Source organism: Melaminivora jejuensis (assembly GCF_017811175.1).
Lineage (GTDB): Bacteria > Pseudomonadota > Gammaproteobacteria > Burkholderiales > Burkholderiaceae_C > Melaminivora > Melaminivora jejuensis.
Genome location: NZ_JACWIJ010000002.1, coordinates 3,099,667 through 3,115,794, shown reverse-complemented (window position 1 = coordinate 3,115,794; position 16,128 = coordinate 3,099,667). Strand labels below are relative to the sequence as shown.

The 16,128-nt window shown below is 67.4% G+C and carries 16 protein-coding genes; 8 read left to right on the top strand and 8 right to left on the bottom strand.

From position 1 onward, the window contains the following. Positions 1-37 precede the first annotated feature (37 nt). From IDM45_RS14650 to IDM45_RS14630, 5 genes are all read left to right on the top strand, one after another. On the top strand, positions 38-838 hold the full coding sequence (locus tag IDM45_RS14650) for a tRNA-uridine aminocarboxypropyltransferase (protein ID WP_209423504.1): 801 nt from the start codon (positions 38-40) through the stop codon (positions 836-838). Positions 839-859: 21 nt separating this feature from the next. Next, the gene (locus IDM45_RS14645; RefSeq protein ID WP_232653822.1) at positions 860-1,462 is read left to right on the top strand and encodes a DUF1439 domain-containing protein; all 603 of its coding nucleotides are present in this window, start codon (positions 860-862) and stop codon (positions 1,460-1,462) included. An 86-nt stretch (positions 1,463-1,548) separates the two neighbouring features. After that, positions 1,549-2,580 (top strand): SDR family oxidoreductase, encoded by a 1,032-nt coding sequence (locus IDM45_RS14640; protein ID WP_232653824.1) that lies wholly within the window; start codon positions 1,549-1,551, stop codon positions 2,578-2,580. Between the two features lie 144 nt (positions 2,581-2,724). After that, positions 2,725-3,177, top strand: a complete 453-nt coding sequence (locus IDM45_RS14635; protein ID WP_232653826.1) for a hypothetical protein — start codon at positions 2,725-2,727, stop codon at positions 3,175-3,177. 60 nt (positions 3,178-3,237) lie between these two features. Further along, complete coding sequence (locus tag IDM45_RS14630) at positions 3,238-3,711, top strand: FKBP-type peptidyl-prolyl cis-trans isomerase (protein WP_209423502.1); 474 nt, start codon at positions 3,238-3,240, stop codon at positions 3,709-3,711. A 111-nt stretch (positions 3,712-3,822) separates the two neighbouring features. Here IDM45_RS14630 and IDM45_RS14625 read toward each other — a convergent pair whose 3' ends face one another. Next, positions 3,823-4,707, bottom strand: coding sequence for a gamma-glutamyl-gamma-aminobutyrate hydrolase family protein (locus tag IDM45_RS14625; protein ID WP_209423501.1), 885 nt, complete (start codon positions 4,705-4,707; stop codon positions 3,823-3,825). Between the two features lie 219 nt (positions 4,708-4,926). On the opposite strand from IDM45_RS14625, the gene IDM45_RS14620 reads away from it, so the two are divergent. Then, positions 4,927-5,289, top strand: coding sequence for an HPF/RaiA family ribosome-associated protein (locus tag IDM45_RS14620; protein WP_209423500.1), 363 nt, complete (start codon positions 4,927-4,929; stop codon positions 5,287-5,289). Between the two features lie 309 nt (positions 5,290-5,598). On the opposite strand, the gene IDM45_RS14615 is transcribed toward IDM45_RS14620, so the two are convergent. The 7 genes from IDM45_RS14615 to tkt all read right to left on the bottom strand — a co-directional run bounded on the left by IDM45_RS14615 (position 5,599) and on the right by tkt (position 13,669). After that, positions 5,599-6,138: a DUF924 family protein gene (locus IDM45_RS14615; protein WP_209423499.1), complete on the bottom strand. Its 540-nt coding sequence runs from the start codon at positions 6,136-6,138 to the stop codon at positions 5,599-5,601. Continuing rightward, a complete protein-coding gene (locus IDM45_RS14610; protein WP_232653828.1) occupies positions 6,135-6,764 on the bottom strand; it encodes a M23 family metallopeptidase in 630 nt (209 codons plus the stop codon). Before IDM45_RS14610 ends, IDM45_RS14615 begins: the two co-directional genes overlap by 4 nt. Before the next feature lie 76 nt (positions 6,765-6,840). Continuing rightward, on the bottom strand, positions 6,841-7,842 hold the full coding sequence (locus IDM45_RS14605) for a L,D-transpeptidase family protein (protein ID WP_209423498.1): 1,002 nt from the start codon (positions 7,840-7,842) through the stop codon (positions 6,841-6,843). A 253-nt stretch (positions 7,843-8,095) separates the two neighbouring features. Beyond that, complete coding sequence (gene gap / locus IDM45_RS14600) at positions 8,096-9,097, bottom strand: type I glyceraldehyde-3-phosphate dehydrogenase (protein WP_209423497.1); 1,002 nt, start codon at positions 9,095-9,097, stop codon at positions 8,096-8,098. 67 nt (positions 9,098-9,164) lie between these two features. Next, positions 9,165-10,730 (bottom strand): DNA cytosine methyltransferase, encoded by a 1,566-nt coding sequence (locus IDM45_RS14595; RefSeq protein ID WP_209423496.1) that lies wholly within the window; start codon positions 10,728-10,730, stop codon positions 9,165-9,167. Positions 10,731-10,742: 12 nt separating this feature from the next. Further along, entirely contained in the window at positions 10,743-11,582 is an 840-nt protein-coding gene (locus tag IDM45_RS14590; protein ID WP_209423495.1) for a TdeIII family type II restriction endonuclease, read from the bottom strand. Between the two features lie 23 nt (positions 11,583-11,605). After that, positions 11,606-13,669: a transketolase gene (tkt, locus tag IDM45_RS14585; RefSeq protein WP_209423494.1), complete on the bottom strand. Its 2,064-nt coding sequence runs from the start codon at positions 13,667-13,669 to the stop codon at positions 11,606-11,608. Between the two features lie 133 nt (positions 13,670-13,802). Between tkt and IDM45_RS14580 the strand changes: the two genes are divergently transcribed. Both IDM45_RS14580 and IDM45_RS14575 read left to right on the top strand, forming a co-directional pair. Then, positions 13,803-14,603 carry a nucleotidyltransferase family protein gene (locus IDM45_RS14580; RefSeq protein WP_209423493.1) on the top strand — a complete coding sequence of 267 codons (801 nt, stop codon included), beginning with the start codon at positions 13,803-13,805 and terminating at the stop codon, positions 14,601-14,603. A 51-nt stretch (positions 14,604-14,654) separates the two neighbouring features. Continuing rightward, complete coding sequence (locus IDM45_RS14575; protein WP_209423492.1) at positions 14,655-16,034, top strand: aminopeptidase P N-terminal domain-containing protein; 1,380 nt, start codon at positions 14,655-14,657, stop codon at positions 16,032-16,034. Positions 16,035-16,128 lie beyond the last annotated feature (94 nt).

The following is a 16,128-nucleotide window of genomic DNA, read 5'->3' as shown; positions in this document are numbered from 1 at the left end:
AACGCTTGCTGCACAAGGCTTGAACGCCAAAAACATCATGAATCCTGGCATTGACAGCGGCCCTGGCGCCTGCCTTGCTCCGGCGCTGCACGCCGTGGCCCGCCTGCGCGCCGGGCGCCTGGCGCGCAGCAGCAAGCCGTTCACCGCACGCGGCGGCTCGCGCCGACCGCATTGCACGGGCTGCCGGCTGGTGCTCAGCCACTGCACCTGCGCGCTGCGCCGCACGCTGGCCACGCGCGCCGGGGTGTGCCTGCTGATGCACGACACCGAGCCGCTCAAGCCCAGCAACACCGGCTGGCTGATCGCCGATGTCGTGGCCGATACCTTTGCCTTCGGCTGGGCGCGCACCAGCGTCGATCCCGCCCTGCTGGCGCTGCTGCGCGAGCCGCAGTGGCAGCCCTGCGTGGTCTTTCCGACCGAGGGGCTGGCCGACGGGCGCGCGGTGGCCGACGTGCAGGCGCTGCAGGCTGCGGCGCAGGCCAGCGCTGCCGGCCACGCGCCCGGCCCGCGCCCGCTGTTCATCCTGCTCGATGGCACCTGGGCCGAGGCGCGCAAGATGTTTCGCCACAGCCCCTGGCTGGATCATCTGCCCGTGCTCGGGCTGACGGGCGGCGGCCCGTCGCGCTACTGGCTGCGCCACGCCAGCGCGGACGGGCAGTGGTGTACCAGCGAAGTCGCAGCGCGCTGCCTGGAGCTGGCTGGCGACGGCACTGCCGCCACGCTGCTGACGGCCTGGCTGGACTTGTTCACCGAGCGCTACGAGCTGGCGCGCCAGCAGCGGGCGGTGCGCCCGGACAGTGCGGCCCAGCGCCGGCTGGCGGCTGTGGCCCCTGCCTGACCCATGAAAGCGGTCTGCACCATGACTTCTCACCCCTTTTCTCCCCGGCCCACCCGCCGCCGCGCTCTGGCCCTTGGGGCGACGCTCGGCAGCGCCTGGATGGCCAGCGCCCTGCTGCCCGGCTGCGCCAGCGCTGCCGCGCCGCGCTACAGCGTCAGCCTGGCCGAGTTGCAGCAGGTGCTGGTCGGGCGCTTTCCGCGCCGCTATCCGCTGGCCGGTCTGCTGGAGCTGCAGCTGCACGAGCCCAAACTGGCCCTGCGTCCCGAGCGCGACCAGCTCAACGCCGTGCTCGACGTGCAGGCGCTGGGCCTGCTGCTGCAGGGCCGCCAGCCCCAGGGCGTGCTGGACGTGGACTTCGGCCTGCGCTACGAGCCGTCCGACCGCAGCATCCGCACCGACCGGCTGCAGGTCAACGCGCTGCGCGTGCAGGGCCTGCCGCCGACTCTGTCCGAACTGCTGGCGCGCCAGGGCGCCCGGCTGGCGCAGCGCGCACTCAACGATCTGGTGCTGCACCAGCTGCGGCCCCAGGATCTGGCGCTGGCCGACAGCCTGGGCCTGCAGCCCGAGCGCATCCGTGTGACATCCGGCGGCCTGGTGGTGGATTTCGGCCCGCGCCGGGGGTGAGGGAGGGCCGCCCTCGTCCTACGCGTGGGCGACCCGCCCTGTTACAAAATGCCCGCTCCGCCATGCACGACTTCCAGCGCCGCACCATGAGCCCACGCCCCGCCCCCCTCGCTCTCCCGTCCGATGCCGACGCCGGCTCCGCCTCGCTGCCCGCCGACGCCGTCGTGGTCATCACCGGCGCCTCCAGCGGCATCGGGCACGCCACGGCGCTGGCCTTTGCCCGGCGCGGCGTGCGGCTGGTGCTGGCCTCGCGCAACCCGGACACGCTGGCGCCGGTAGCCCTGGCCTGCCACAGCGCCGGCGCGCGCGCCCTGGGCATCCCCACTGACGTGACCGACCCGGCAGCGGTGCAGGCGCTGGCCGACAAGGCGGTGCGCCACTTCGGTCGCATCGACGTCTGGGTCAACGCCGTGGGCGTGGGCGCCATCGGGCGTTTCGAGGAGGTGCCACTGGCCGCGCATCGGCGCGTGATCGAGGCCAATTTGCTGGGCCACCTGCACGGCGCGCACGCGGCGCTGGCGCGCTTTCGCCAGCAGGGCCACGGGCTGCTGGTCAACATGATCTCCATCGGCGGCTGGCTGCCCACGCCCTACGCTGCTGCCTATGCGGCCAGCAAGTCCGGCGCGCGCGCCCTGTCCGAGTCCCTGCGTGCCGAGGCGGCCGACCTGCCGCGCGTACACGTGTGCGACGTGGCGCCGACCTTTGTCGATTCGCCCGGCCTGTCGCACGGCGCCAACTACACCGGGCGGCGCATCGACCCGCCCCTGCCCAGGGTCGATCCGCACGCCGTGGCGCAAACCATCCTGGCCTTGGCCGACAGCCCGCGCCCGCGCGCCGTCAGCTTCCTGGGCGTGGGCACGCTGGCCGGGCGCATGGCGCACGCCGTGGCGCCAGGCGGCGTGGCGCGGCTGATGCGCTGGGCCAGCGATTTCGGCCTGCGCCGCGCCGACCGCGTGCCGCTGTCCGAGGGCAATCTGTTCCGGCCCTCGCTGCAGACCTCGGTCGAGGGTGGCCGGCGTACGCACCAGGGCAGCGCCGCCGGACGCGCCGCCGCCGTGACCGCGCTGGCTGCGCTGGGCCTGGCGGCGGGCTGGTGGCTGGGGCGCAGAAAGGGCTGAGGGCTATGCGCTGTGCGCCGGGCGCACAACCCCGTCCGCAGAGTCCGGCGCGCTCCTACAGGCAGCGGCTGCAGGCTCTCTAGCATGGGGTGCAACCGGCGCGCGCGCTCTTTTCCCTTTCCTGCCCGCCTGCGAGACCCTGTCATGCCCACCGCCCAACCCTCTGCCAACGACCTGTCCGCCCTGCCCGGCGCCACCCTGCCCGAGGCTACCGACCGGGCCACGCCCACGCCCGAGCTGGCGCCCACGGCGCACGCCACGCAGCGCTTCACCCTGTACGCCTGGCACGGCCATCTGTATGCCAGCAATGTGCGTGGCAAGCTGATCGATCTGGGCACGCTGACGCAGGACGGCGACCGCTGGGCCTATGACATCGACGGCGAGCGTTGCCCGGCCGACTCCGGCCTGGCCAGCGCCGAGGAAGCGCTGGCTGCAGCCGCGCGCAGCCTCGGCTTCCTGTACCTGGACGGCCAGTTCACCGCCCAGCGCGACTTGTCCGACGTGCATCGCCCCGATCTGCCGGACGCGCCGCAGTTGCGCATCGCGTTCGACCCGCACGGACAGGGCGGGCCGCTCATCGAGCCGCCCGGCCACTGAGTCCGGCAGGCGGGCTTGGCAGACAATGGCGCCTTTGCCTGCAATCTCCAGCCACCTGCCATGAACATCGCCAAGGACACCGCCGTCACCCTGCTCTACCGCCTGAGCGACCTCACCACCGGCCAGCAGCTCGATGGCGGCCATGTCGCCTATCTGCACGGCGGCTACGACAACATCTTCCCCAAGGTCGAGGCCGCGCTGGAGGGCCAGGCGCCCGGCCACGCCTTCACTGTCGACCTGGCCATCGAGGACGCCTTCGGCGAGCGCGACGAGGCGCTGGCACGCACCATCCCCAAGAGTGACTTCCCGCCCGGCGTCAAGGTCGGCGGCCAGTTGCAAGGCCCCGGCCCGGACGGCCAGTCCATGGTCTTCCACGTGGTCAAGATCAAGGGCCCGCAGGTGCTGCTGGACGGCAACCATCCGCTGGCTGGCCGCGCCCTGCGCTTTGCCGGCAAGGTGACCGAAGTGCGCGCCGCCAGCGCCGAGGAAATCGCCCATCGCCACGTGCATGGCGGACACGGGCATCATCATTGAGTTGAGCGTTGGGCGGCCCGGGAGCGTTCACGCTCAACGCCAAACGTCCGACGCACCACCCCTGCGAGACGCGCGCACCCTGCGCGCTCCGGCACCTCTCAAAAAAGCCCCCTAGAGCCTGCGCAGCAGCGCCTGGCGCAGCAGGCGCGAGGCGCGGTCGCGGATGTGCAACGGCCCGGGGCCGGGCCGGGGCCGCGAGCGCGCCGCCTGGCAGGCCGCCAGGAAGTCGTTCAGGATGGGCGTGTCGTCCAGCACCGTGGCGCTGCGCGCGCGGAACTCCGGGTGCCACTGCGTGGCGGCGATGTAGCTGCCGCCGTGGCGCGCGCTGCGCCGGATGGCCTCGGGCACGCAGTCCGGCCAGCTCCAGGCCTCGATGTCGAAACCCGGCGCCAGCTGCTTGATGCCCTGGTGGTGGATGCTGTTGACGACGGCGCGCTCCTGCCCCGGGTACAGGCGCGCCAGGCGGCTGCCCGGCACCAGGTCGATCTCGTGGAAGTGCTGGTCGTAGGTGCCGGGGTCGCGATGGCGCATGGCGCCGGGGTGCTGGGTCTCGATGTCCTGGTAGAGCGTGCCGCCAAAGGCCACATTGATCAGCTGCAGGCCGCGGCAGATGCCGAAAATCGGCTTGCCCTGCTGCTCGAAGGCCTCGACCACGGCCAGGTCGTACAGGTCGCGGATGCGGTCGCCCATCCAGGCCTCGCGCAGCGGCTCCTCGCCATAGCTGCCCGGCCAGACATCGCTGCCGCCGTGCATGACCATGCCATCGAGCCACTCGGCGTAGTGCTTGAGGGTGACATCGCCGCGCGCCGTCTCGCCCGTCGGGCAGGGCACCATGACCACCAGCGCGCCTGCCGACATCAGCCAGTGGGCAATGGACTGTTCCACATACTGCAAGGTCTTGTTGGTGAACAGCGGACGCTGGGGATCGGCGTGGAAAAAACACGCCGACAGGCCGATCTTCAGGCGCTCGGCAACCTCGGGGGCGGGACTGTTCATGGTTGGAAAAAACGCTCCTTCACCCGGATGCATTGTTCGGTGGCGCCGGGCAGGCTGCTGTAGGAACAAGCCCAGCACTGTCCGGGGTTGTTGACCCGAATCAATTGGAGGCCTGCCGGCCCTGGGGCATGATGGCTGCAGACCGTGCGCCGTGGCAACTGCGCCAGCAAGCCGGCGCCGGCCCCCCTCGACACCTCGACACGAGCAAAGGAGAACCATATGCAGGTGCAAGTGCAGACCGACGACAACATCCAGGGCGGCGAGTCGCTGATCCAGTGGGCGCAGCAGGAGACCACCACCAAGCTGGCGCGGTTCCGTGAATACCTGACGCGGGTGGAAATCCACATTTCCGACACCAACGCCGGCAAGGGCGGCGCCAACGACAAGCGCTGCCTCATCGAGGCGCGCCCGGCCAACCATCAGCCGCTGAGCGCCCAGGCGGACGCCAACACGGTGGCCGAGGCCTTCCATGCCGCCATCGAGAAGATCATCCGCGTGGTGGGCGACGACCAGGCCCGCCACCGCGCCAAGCAGGGCAGCGAGACCATCCGCACGCCCGATGGCCGCCCGGCGGGCAGCTGATCGGCCCACGCGCCGGCGCCCGGCGCGCCGGCCTTTTTCCAGCATCAGGCTGCCCATACCGGCAGCTTTTTTTTGGCGTCGTGCGTCGTGCGCTTGGCGTTGGTCGCTCAACGCGCATTGCTCCTCGCACGACCTCCCCAGGCGCTCAGAGCGTGTTTACGATCTCCGCGCGCAGGGGCGCGGGTGCGGATCGGGATGGGCTGCCAGGCGCAAACCGCAGCGATAGCCCGTGCTATCGCGAGGATTTGCAACGCCGCAGACCGCCCGAGGCCGCGCCCGCGCACCCGCGCGGGGATCGTAAACACGCTCTCAGAAACTGCTGCCCGGCTGCTGCAGGAATTGCAGCTCCTCGGGCGTGCTCTTGCGGCCCAGCGCGGCGTTGCGGTGCGGGTAGCGGCCAAAGCGCTCGATGATCTCGGCGTGGCGGTGCGCGAAGTGCAGGTTTTCCTGGCGGCCTAGCGCAGTGAACAGGCGCAGCGATTCACGCTGCACAGCGCGCGATTCGCTGTGCATGTAGGGCATGTACAGGAAGGCGCGCGGCTCGGGTTCGAGCTGCGCATCCAGCCCCTGCGCAACGGCCTCCTGCGCCAGCACCAGCGCCATGCCGTCGTGGGCGAAGGCCAGCGGGCTGTCGCGGTGCAGATTGCGCGAGAACTGGTCGAGCAGGATGATTTCGGCCAGCCGGCCTTGGGGCGTGGCGCGCCAGCTCCACAGCTCGCCCTGCGCGGCGCTGGCCTGGGCGGCGCCGAAGCGCTCGCGGATAGTCTGGTCAAAGGCCGCATCGCGCACGAAGCGCTTGCCGGGCGGGGTTTCCTGGAACCAGAAATGCAGGACATCCTGAGGCTTCATGGCAGCTCGCTGGTCGGTTTCGGGATGCCGGCGCGCAGCACCGGGTAGGGATTGAGGGCCTCGCCCTTCCACCAGGACTGCTCGGGCGGCAGCCGGGCAATGGCGAAGTGCAGGTGCGCCGGCCCGCCCCGGGCGTTGCCGGTGTCGCCGACGTAGCCGATGACCTGGCCCCGGCGCACCTGCTGGCCTTCGCGCAGGCCTTCAGCATAGCCCTGCAGGTGGGCATAGTAGTAGCTGTAGCGCCCCGTGGGGTCGAACTGGTAGATGGTGATGCCACCGGGCTGGCTCAGGAACAGCTTGGCGATGCGCCCATCCTCCACGGCCAGCACCGGCGTGCCGGCCGGGGCCGGAATGTCGATGGCGTCGTGCTGGCGGCCCTCGCTGCGGGCCGCGCTGAAGGTGTCGGTCAGCGCCTGCGGCTGCAGGCCCGGCAAGGGCAGGGTGAGGCGGCGCGCGGCCAGGGCGGCGCTGTCGCCGTCGCCCGGCAGGGCGGACATGCCGGGCGGGGCCGGATCATCAGCCAGCGCGGCCATGGGCGGCAGCAACAGCAGCAAAACCAGCAGGCCCAGCAGCAGCAGGGCCGACAGGCTCTCGGACATGCCACCCGGCCCACCCGCTGAACTCATGTTTTGATAGCTGTCAACGCTTGACTGGCAAGGGTTTGAGACGTTTTTCACCATAAACTCGGCAGGTCTGCCCGCATCAGGCCTGGACTTCGACCTTGGCGCCCACCTTGATGACCTTGGCCAGGCGCTCGGCATCCCAGTTGGTCAGGTGGATGCAACCGTTGGTCTCCGAGTGGCCGACGGTGGACGGATCGGGCGTGCCGTGGATGCCCCAGTGCGGTTTGCTCAGGCCCAACCAGATGGTGCCCACGGGGTTGTTCGGGCCGGGTGCGATCTCGGCCTTCTGTGCGTCTTGCGGCGCCGACTTGAGCAGCCTGGGGTCGAAGGTGAAGCTGGGGTTGTCCACGGCATTCTTGATGGTCAGCGTACCCAGCGGCAGCGGGTCGTTGTCCTCGTTGCCGATGCTGATGGGAAAGCCCGCCGCCAACTGCCCGTCCTTGTCCAGCACATAAAGCACGCGCTCGCCCTTGTCGATCTCCAGGTGCTGCGACAGGCGCGCCGGGGCCTTGGACTCGCGCACATTGGGCACGACGATCTCGCTGCCGGCGGCGATTTTCACGCCCGGGTTCAGCCGCTTGAGGTAGCCGGGGTTGACGTGGAAGCGCTCGCCCAGCATCTCACCCAGCGACTGGTAGGGCAGGGCCTTCATCTTGGCGCGCTCGGCCATGTCGGCAGGGGTCTTCTCGAAGGGGCCGGCGGCGTCCTGCTCGGTGATGGTGTAGCGGGCCAGCAGCGGCGCGTCGCTGGCACTGCGCAGCGCGGCCCAGGTGCCCTGGTCGATGCGGCCACTTTCCTTGAGGCCTTCGGAGCGCTGGAAGGCGCGCACCATGCGTTGCATGTTCTGGCCAAATGCGCCGTCGATCTCGCCGGGCGAGAACCAGGCGCGATCCAGCAGGATCTGCGCGCGCGCCACGGCAGCCGATTTCGCGCCCTGCGAGAGGGCCAGGCTGTCATCTGCGGCGTTGAAGGCGTCGAAATCCAGCGCGTTGGCGGCGGGCTTGGCATCACGCGCCCAGGCGGCGGGCGCCAGGCCCAGAGCGGCAGCGGAGACGAGCAGGAAGCGGCGGGAAAAAGACATGGGGCACACGGCGGGAAGCAAAAAAGATGCTCCGCAGTGTGGCCGCACACGCGACGCGGCGCTGTAGGAGCCGTGCGCTTTGGGATGCCGCCGCGCGTGCGCTGGCGCGGCAGCTTTCTTCACTCCCTCGCCCCCTTGGGGAGAGGGCGGGGGTGGGGGAATGGAACAGGCGCGACGCCATGAGAGCCCGCACCCTCACCCCAACCCTCTCCCGCGCGCGGGAGAGGGAGAGGGAGGGAGAGGGAGAGCGGGCTTACTTGGCCGCCAGTACGCGCACCATCTCCAGGCACTTGTTGGAGTAGCCCCACTCGTTGTCATACCAGGCCACGACCTTGACGAAGGTCTTGTCCAGGGCGATGCCGGCATCGGCATCGAACACCGAGGTATGCGTCTCGCCGATGAAGTCGGTGGCCACCACCTTGTCCTCGGTATAGGCCAGCACGCCCTTGAGAGCGCCCTCGGCCTGGGCGCGCATCTCGGCCTTGATCTCGTCGTAGGACGCCTCGTTTTCCAGCTCCACCGTCAAGTCCACCACCGACACGTCGGAGGTCGGCACGCGAAACGACATGCCGGTGAGCTTGCCCTTGAGTGCGGGCAGCACCACGCCCACAGCCTTGGCCGCGCCGGTGCTGCTGGGGATGATGTTTTCCAGGATGCCGCGACCGCCGCGCCAGTCCTTGTTGCTGGGGCCGTCCACGGTCTTTTGCGTGGCGGTGGCGGCGTGGACGGTGGTCATCAGGCCGCGCTTGATGCCCCACTTGTCATGCAGCACCTTGGCCACGGGGGCCAGGCAGTTGGTGGTGCAGGACGCGTTGGAGATGATGGCCTGACCGGCGTAATCCTTGTCGTTCACGCCAAAGACGAACATCGGCGTGTCGTCCTTGGAGGGCGCCGACAGCAGCACCTTCCTGGCGCCGGCGTCCAGGTGCTTTTGGGCGCTGGCCTTGTCCAGGAACAGGCCGGTGGACTCGATCACGATGTCGGCGCCGACTTCGCCCCACTTCAGATTGGCCGGGTCGCGCTCCTGCGTCAGGCGGATCTTCTTGCCGCCCACGATGAGCGTGTTGCCCTCGACAGACACCTCGCCCTGGAAGCGGCCATGCACGCTGTCGTACTTGAGCATGTAGGCCAGATAGTCCGGCTCCAGCAAGTCGTTGATGGCAACGACTTCGATGTCGGAGAAATTCTGCACGGCAGAGCGCAGCACGTTGCGGCCAATGCGGCCAAAGCCGTTGATGCCAATCTTGATCGTCATGGGGTTCACTCCTTAAGGTTCAGAAAATGAAACAACTAGCAGAAAAATTCAAACATACAAGAGCGCGTCATGCCGCCACTTCAGTTATTTCCAGCCGAGGCATGGCGGCAGCCTGGGCTGCTGGTGCATTCACGAGGCAGCCAGTCCGGGCAATGGCGTGGATCAAAGCTTGGATGACGGGCACGGAGACACTATTGCCCAGCAATTTCATCCAGCGGCTGCGCGCTTCGGGCAGACGAAAATCAGTCGGGAAGCCCTGTATGCGACAGGCCTCCGCCTTGTTGATCTTTCGGAAAAGACCAGGCTTGAAAATCTCATCCAGAAATTTTCTCTTATATTCTTGAGCGCTGGCTGCCTCGATATCTCGTAAAGCGACAAAATCATTGGCATCACTGGCCACCAGCGTCGGAAAAACCTTGGAGTGCGGCAAGAAAATTCGATTGATACCATCGATTCCGGTACTGATCTTGGTGTAGCGGAACTCGTAGCGCATTTCCACACAGCACAGCAGGTCATTTTCCAGCATGACGGCAAGTGTCTTTTCCAGCGACAGACGGGCCAGTTTGATGGATCGGCATTCACGCAACGCATCCAATGAGCGATGACCCGCAAGCACCTGTTCCATGACCAGAATTTGCTGCTCATTAAGCGGCTTAGCACCCTCGACGGCAGAAAAACCGTAGGCCACTTTCTTGAGGATGCCCAAGGCCACCAAAGCCTCCAGCTCGCGCTCTTCAATGCTGGGGTCAAGGCCGCGCAGATGCTCCAGAGACAGCGGATTGCCATCGAGCAACCCAAATGCTTTCTTGCGCCGGTTGCGCAAAATCAACAGGCAAATATCTTTTTGCCGCTCAGTCGTCGGCTTCAAATCCCAGGAGTGAATGGTGGTTGGGCCGTTGCGGATATCGTTGAACAGAAAAAAATCGTTCCTTGTCCCAGGCCTGGAATGGCTACGCCCTGTCGCCATGGGCTGGCCGAACAGATCGAATCCCTCCTGTTGGTCGATACAGTCTGGCTTGGGCGTGGCCTTGGCCTGCGCCGCCTCCAAGCCCAGGACATCCTGCAATTGCCAAGGGCGGGCTTGGGGCGGTGGCGGCTCGAAACGATCAAAGAAGGCCTTGTCCCGGAAGCCAACGATATAAATCCGCACCCTGTCCTGCGGCACGCCATAATCTGAGGAATTGATGACCAATGGGCGCGCAAAATATCCAGCCTGACGGATGCGATCCAGAATATAGGCCAAGGCCTCCTGATTACGCGGATCAGCCAAGCCTTTGACATTCTCAAAAATAAAGACCTTGGGCTGGGTCTGATGCAGCAGGAACAGCGTATCGTTCCATAGCTGGCCCCGGTCATCATCGAAGCCCAAATTGCGTCCGGCAATCGACCAACTTTGACAGGGTACGCCAGCCGTCAGGACATCATGCGGCGGTAAGCGGGTGATTTTTGTGATGTCTCCCAGATTGCTGTCCGGGTCTTCGAGAAAATTTTCACAATAGGTGGCAATGGCATCCCGATTTATCTCGCTGAAGCCCACACAACGGCCACCGGCGGCATCCAAGGCCAGCCGGAAGCCGCCAATGCCCGCGAACAGCTCCACGTGCGTGAAGCCAGGCTCATCGATCGGTTTCACTACCACCCTACCTCATTGCAACGAATAATCATCATCAATTTTCTTGGGGTCAATACCGAGGTACTCCTGATAGATACGATGCCGATATGCCTTGCCTATCTTGTTAATTTCCCGAATGAAACTGGCGTATGTTCCGGAGCCACCTATGAGATCCCAAAACTCATTGCCGATCAGCACGCAGGGATCTGCCGCCATGTCAAACCAGCGTTTGGGAAAAATCCACAAATAATCTGCCCGATGCGCTCCATAGGGGTTGTACGGCAAGGCATAAAAGGCAGCATCCACCACGGCTGGTTCCATGGCCAGGAGCTTGAACATTTTTTCCTTGCTGACTTTGGTCTGATCGCTGTTGGGCAAGGGGGCTTTCAATTCAAATGCCAGCTTTTTTCCAGTGATGCGACTATCGATGAAGATGTCGCACACCACGCTGACGGGTATGGGGCGGCCACGCCCTTGCAGGATGTAATCCAGTTCTGCCTGCCAATTGGGCTGCTGGCGCACAGAGCCCGAGGCGCTGTGCTCCAGCTTGTTGAGCACCTCCTGAATGCGCCTGAGCCGTTCCTCGGCAACACTACCGTGGATGGCGAAGCCTTTTTGGCAATGTCCATGGGCCTGTTCGGCAGCCACAACCGCCAATTTTTCCCAGACGCCACCAAAAGGCGTGACGAATCGGCGCTCGAAGTGCGAGCCCTTGAAAATCTCATCCGGCACCAAGGCAGCATACAAAGGCTTGTTGGCCCGGTGTGACTCCTCAATGAACGGGTCTTCCACCAAAACGCGCTGCAATACGCGATCCATCATGGCAGTGACAACTTCCTGGATGGCTTGGGCGGCGGTTTTGCTGGAAGACATTGAAGCTGCGGCCTTCGCTGGCGTTATTTGCCGCGCTTCTTCAGTGCTGCCCGCACGGTGGCGGCGACGTTCTCGGGCGTGAAGCCGAAGTGCTCGAACAGCACCGGCGCCGGGGCCGATTCGCCGAAGGTGTCGATGCCGACCACGGCCGCGCAGCCGTACTTCCACCAGAAATCCGTCACCCCCGCCTCGACGGCGATGCGCGGCAGACCCTCGGGCAGCACCAGGCGCTTGTACTTCACGCCCTCGCGGTCGAACGTGGTGGTGCTGGGCATGGAGACCACGCGCACGGCGATCTTCTTTTCGGCCAGCAGCTTTTGCGCGGCCATGGCCAACTGCACCTCGGAGCCGGTGGCGATGATGACCGCCTGCGCCGCCTTCTTCAGGCCCACGTCCTGCGGCTCGGACAGGATGTAGGCGCCGCGCGAGATGTCGCCCAGGTCGCGCTTTTGCAGGTGCTGCAGGTTCTGGCGCGACAGCAAGAGCGCCGTGGGCCGGTCGCGATTCGACAGCGCCACGCTCCAGGCCACCGCCGTTTCCACCGCGTCCGCCGGGCGCCACACGTCCAGGCGCGGGATCAGGCGCAGGCTGGCGGCGTGCTCGATGCTCTGGTGCGTGGGGCCGTCCTCGCCCAGGCCGATGGAGTCGTGCGTGAAGACGTGGATCACGCGCTGCTTCATCAGCGCGGCCATGCGAATGGCGTTGCGGCTGTAGTCGCTGAATGTGAGGAAGGTGCCGCCATAGGGGATGAAGCCGCCGTGCAGCGCCAGACCGTTCATCACGGCGGCCATGCCGAACTCACGCACGCCGTAGTTGATGTGGCGCCCGCCGACGTGTACGGTCTGCTCGCCCACCGCCACTTCCACCTGCAGCACGTCGCCGGTCTGCGGATCCATGCGCAGCGCCGGCGTGCTCTTGGTGTTGGTGAGGTTGGAGCCGGTGAGGTCGGCGCTGCCGCCCAGCAGCTCGGGCAGTTGCGCAGTCAGCACTTCCAGCGCCATCTGGCTGGCCTTGCGGCTGGCCACGGTCTGCGCGGCAGCCTGCGAGCCGACGACCAGATCGACGGCGGCCTGGGCAAAGTGCCTGGGCAGGTCGCCGGCCATGCGGCGGGCGAACTCGGCGGCGAGCTGCGGATGGGCGGCGGCGTAGGCGTCGAAGCGCTTTTGCCAGTCGGCCTCGTCCTTGCCACCCTGCTGCTTGCCGTCCCAGGCGGCATAGACCTTGGCCGGGATATCGAAGGGCTGGTGGCTCCAGCCGATGGCATTGCGCGTCAGCGTGATCTCGTCGGCTCCCAGGGGTTCGCCGTGCGCCTTGGCGGTATTGGCCCGGTTGGGCGAGCCCTGGCCGATGGCCGTCTTGCAGACGATGAAGGTGGGCTTGTCAGTGCTGCTCCTGGCCAGCGCAATGGCGTCGGCCACGGCATCCACGTCATGGCCATCGACCGGGCCGATGACGTTCCAGCCGCAGGCGCGCAAGCGCGCCGGCGTGTCGTCGATGAACCAGGGGGCGACCTGGCCGTCGATGCTGATGCCGTTGTCGTCGTACAGGGCGATCAGCTTGTTCAGCTTCCAGGCGCCGGCCAGCGACAGCGCCTCCTGGCTGATGCCCTCCATCAGGCAGCCATCGCCCAGGAAGGCGTAGGTGTGGTGATCGACGATCCGGTGGCCATCGCGGTTGAACTCGCGCGCCAGCAGCTTCTCGGCCAGCGCAAAGCCCACGGCGTTGGTGATGCCCTGGCCCAGCGGGCCGGTAGTCGTCTCCACGCCGGGGGTGATGCCGTGCTCGGGGTGGCCGGCGGTCTTGCTGTGCAGCTTGCGGAAGTTCTTCAGCTCCTGCAGCGGCAGGTCGTAGCCCGTCAGGTGCAGCAGTGCATACAGCAGCATGGAGGCGTGGCCGTTGGACAGCACGAAGCGGTCGCGATCCGGCCACTGGGGGTTGGCGGGGTTGTGCTTCAGATGCCGGCCCCACAGCGCGACGGCCATGTCGGCCATGCCCATCGGGGCGCCAGGGTGGCCGGAGTTGGCCTGTTGAACGGCATCCATTGCGAGTGCGCGGATCGCATTCGCCATCTGTTGAGAATTGGCCATGTCGGCAGCCCCAGGCGGGCGGTTTGTTGGTGCAAACCCGTGATTTTACTGGGCCGGGGCCGGCACACGCCTGCCAGCCAGCCGCGCACGCCATGCGGTTTTGGCCTGCAGCGATGCCCTACAGTGTGCAGCTATGCCTACGCCCCACTCTCCTGCCCCGGTCGCTAGCGCCTGCGCAGCCGTCTTCACCCAGCCCCCGGCTTTGCTGCTGGCTGCCGGTCGTGGCGAGCGTATGCGCCCCCTGTCCGACACCACTCCCAAGCCGCTGCTGGCCGTGCGCGGCCAGCCGCTGCTGCAGTGGCACCTGCGCGCACTGGCAGCGGCAGGCGTGCGGCGGGCGGTTATCAACACGGCTTGGCTCGGCTGGCAGATCCGTCAACGGTTTTCCAGTCAATTCAGCCTCCAAGCCTTGTCCAGCAAGCGCGAGGAGCTATCAATTTCATACTCCGACGAAGAGCAGGACTTTGGCCACGCGCTGGAGACTGCCGGCGGCATCGCCCGCGCTTTGCCGCTGCTGCGCGCCCACATTTTCTGGCTGGCGGCAGGCGACGTATTCGCGCCCGGCTTTGCCTTCTCGGCAGCCGCCGCGCAGCGCTTTGCCGCCAGCGATGCCCTGGCGCACCTGTGGCTGGTGCCCAACCCGGCGCACCATCCTGGGGGCGATTTCAGCCTCGATGCCGAGGGGCGCGTGCTGAACCTGCCTGCGGCCAGCACCGCCCCACGCTGGACTTACAGCACCATCGCCCTGCTGCGTGCCGAGCTGTTTGCAGCGCCCTGGTGCGACCTGGCTCCGGGCAATCCGCAGGGTGCGGCGGCACCACTCGCCCCGCTGCTGCGCCGCGCCATGGATGCCGGTCGCGTGAGCGGCGAGCTGTATTCGGGCCAATGGGCGGACGTGGGCACACCCCAGCGGCTGGCTGCACTCAATTGCTGATGCGTGCCCGCCCGCCTGGCGCCGGGCCGGCGGCGCAGTAGCATTGCGCGCATGACCTCCATCCACGCCCAGCGCCGCGCGCGCCTGGCTGCCCAACTGGGCGCCGGCGGCATCGCCATCATCCCCACCGCCCCCGAGCGCCCGCGCAACCGCGACAGCGACTTCCCCTACCGGCACGACAGCTATTTCTATTACCTGACCGGCTTTGCCGAGCCGGGCGCCTGCCTGGTGCTGACCGCCGAGGGCGACAGCCTGCTGTTTTGCCGGCCCAAGGATGTGGAGCGCGAGATCTGGGACGGCTACCGCCTCGGCCCCGAGGCGGCAGTGGCCACGCTGGACGTCGATGCCGCCCTGCCCAGCGACCGGCTGGACACCGAGCTGCCGCGCCTGCTGGAAAACCGCCAGCGCGTGTGGTTTCCGTTCGCTACGCACGAGGGCCTGGCCGCGCGCGTCGAAGGCTGGCTGAACGCCGTGCGCGCGCGCGTGCGCTACGGCGCGCTGTGCCCGGCCGAGCAGGCCGATGTGTGCGCCCTGCTCGACGAGATGCGCCTCGTCAAGGACGCGCACGAGCTGGATACCATGCGCCGCGCCGCCGACATCAGCGCCCGCGCCCACATCCGCGCCATGCAGCGCAGCGCCCGGATGCTGCGCGCCGGCCAGGACGTGCGCGAGTACCACCTGGAGGCCGAGCTGCTGGCGGCCTTTCGCGAAGAAGGCTCGCAATTCCCGGCCTATGGCTCCATCGTCGCCGCCGGGGCCAATGCCTGCGTGCTGCACTACCGCGCCGACACCGCCCCGGTGCGCGCCGGCGAGCTGGTGCTGATCGACGCCGGCTGTGAGCTCGACGGCTACGCCAGCGACATCACGCGCACCTTCCCGGCGGATGGGCGCTTCACCGGCCCGCAGCGCGCCCTGTACGAGCTGGTACTGGCCAGCCAGCAGGCGGCGATTGCCGCCACGCGCGCCGGCGCCCGCTTCAACGATCCGCACGAGGCCACCGTGGCCGTGCTGGCGCAGGGCCTGCTGGATCTGGGGCTGCTCGACGCCGGCAAGGTCGGCAGCGCCCAGGACGTGATCGAGCAGCGCGCCTATTTCCAGTTCTACATGCACCGCACCGGCCACTGGCTGGGCATGGACGTACACGACTGCGGCAGCTATGTCGAGCCTGCCGAGGTCGGCCAGACCAGCGAGCGGCGCGACCCGCTGTCGGGCGAGACCATCCTCAACCGTCCCAGCCGCATCCTGCGCCCCGGCATGGTGCTGACCATCGAGCCGGGCCTGTACGTGCGCCCCGCGCCGGGCGTGCCCGAGCAGTTCCACGGCATCGGCATCCGCATCGAGGACGACGCCATCGTGACCGAGGGCGGCTGCGAGCTGATCACGCGTGGCGTGCCAGTCGAAGCGGACGAGATCGAGGCGTTGATGCACTGATGCGCTGAGCCTCGCTCCGGTACCGCTGGCAAATCCAGCACCGCCCTTGCCCGCTCCCTCTCCCGCGTGCGGCAGAGGGCTGGGGTGAGGGGGC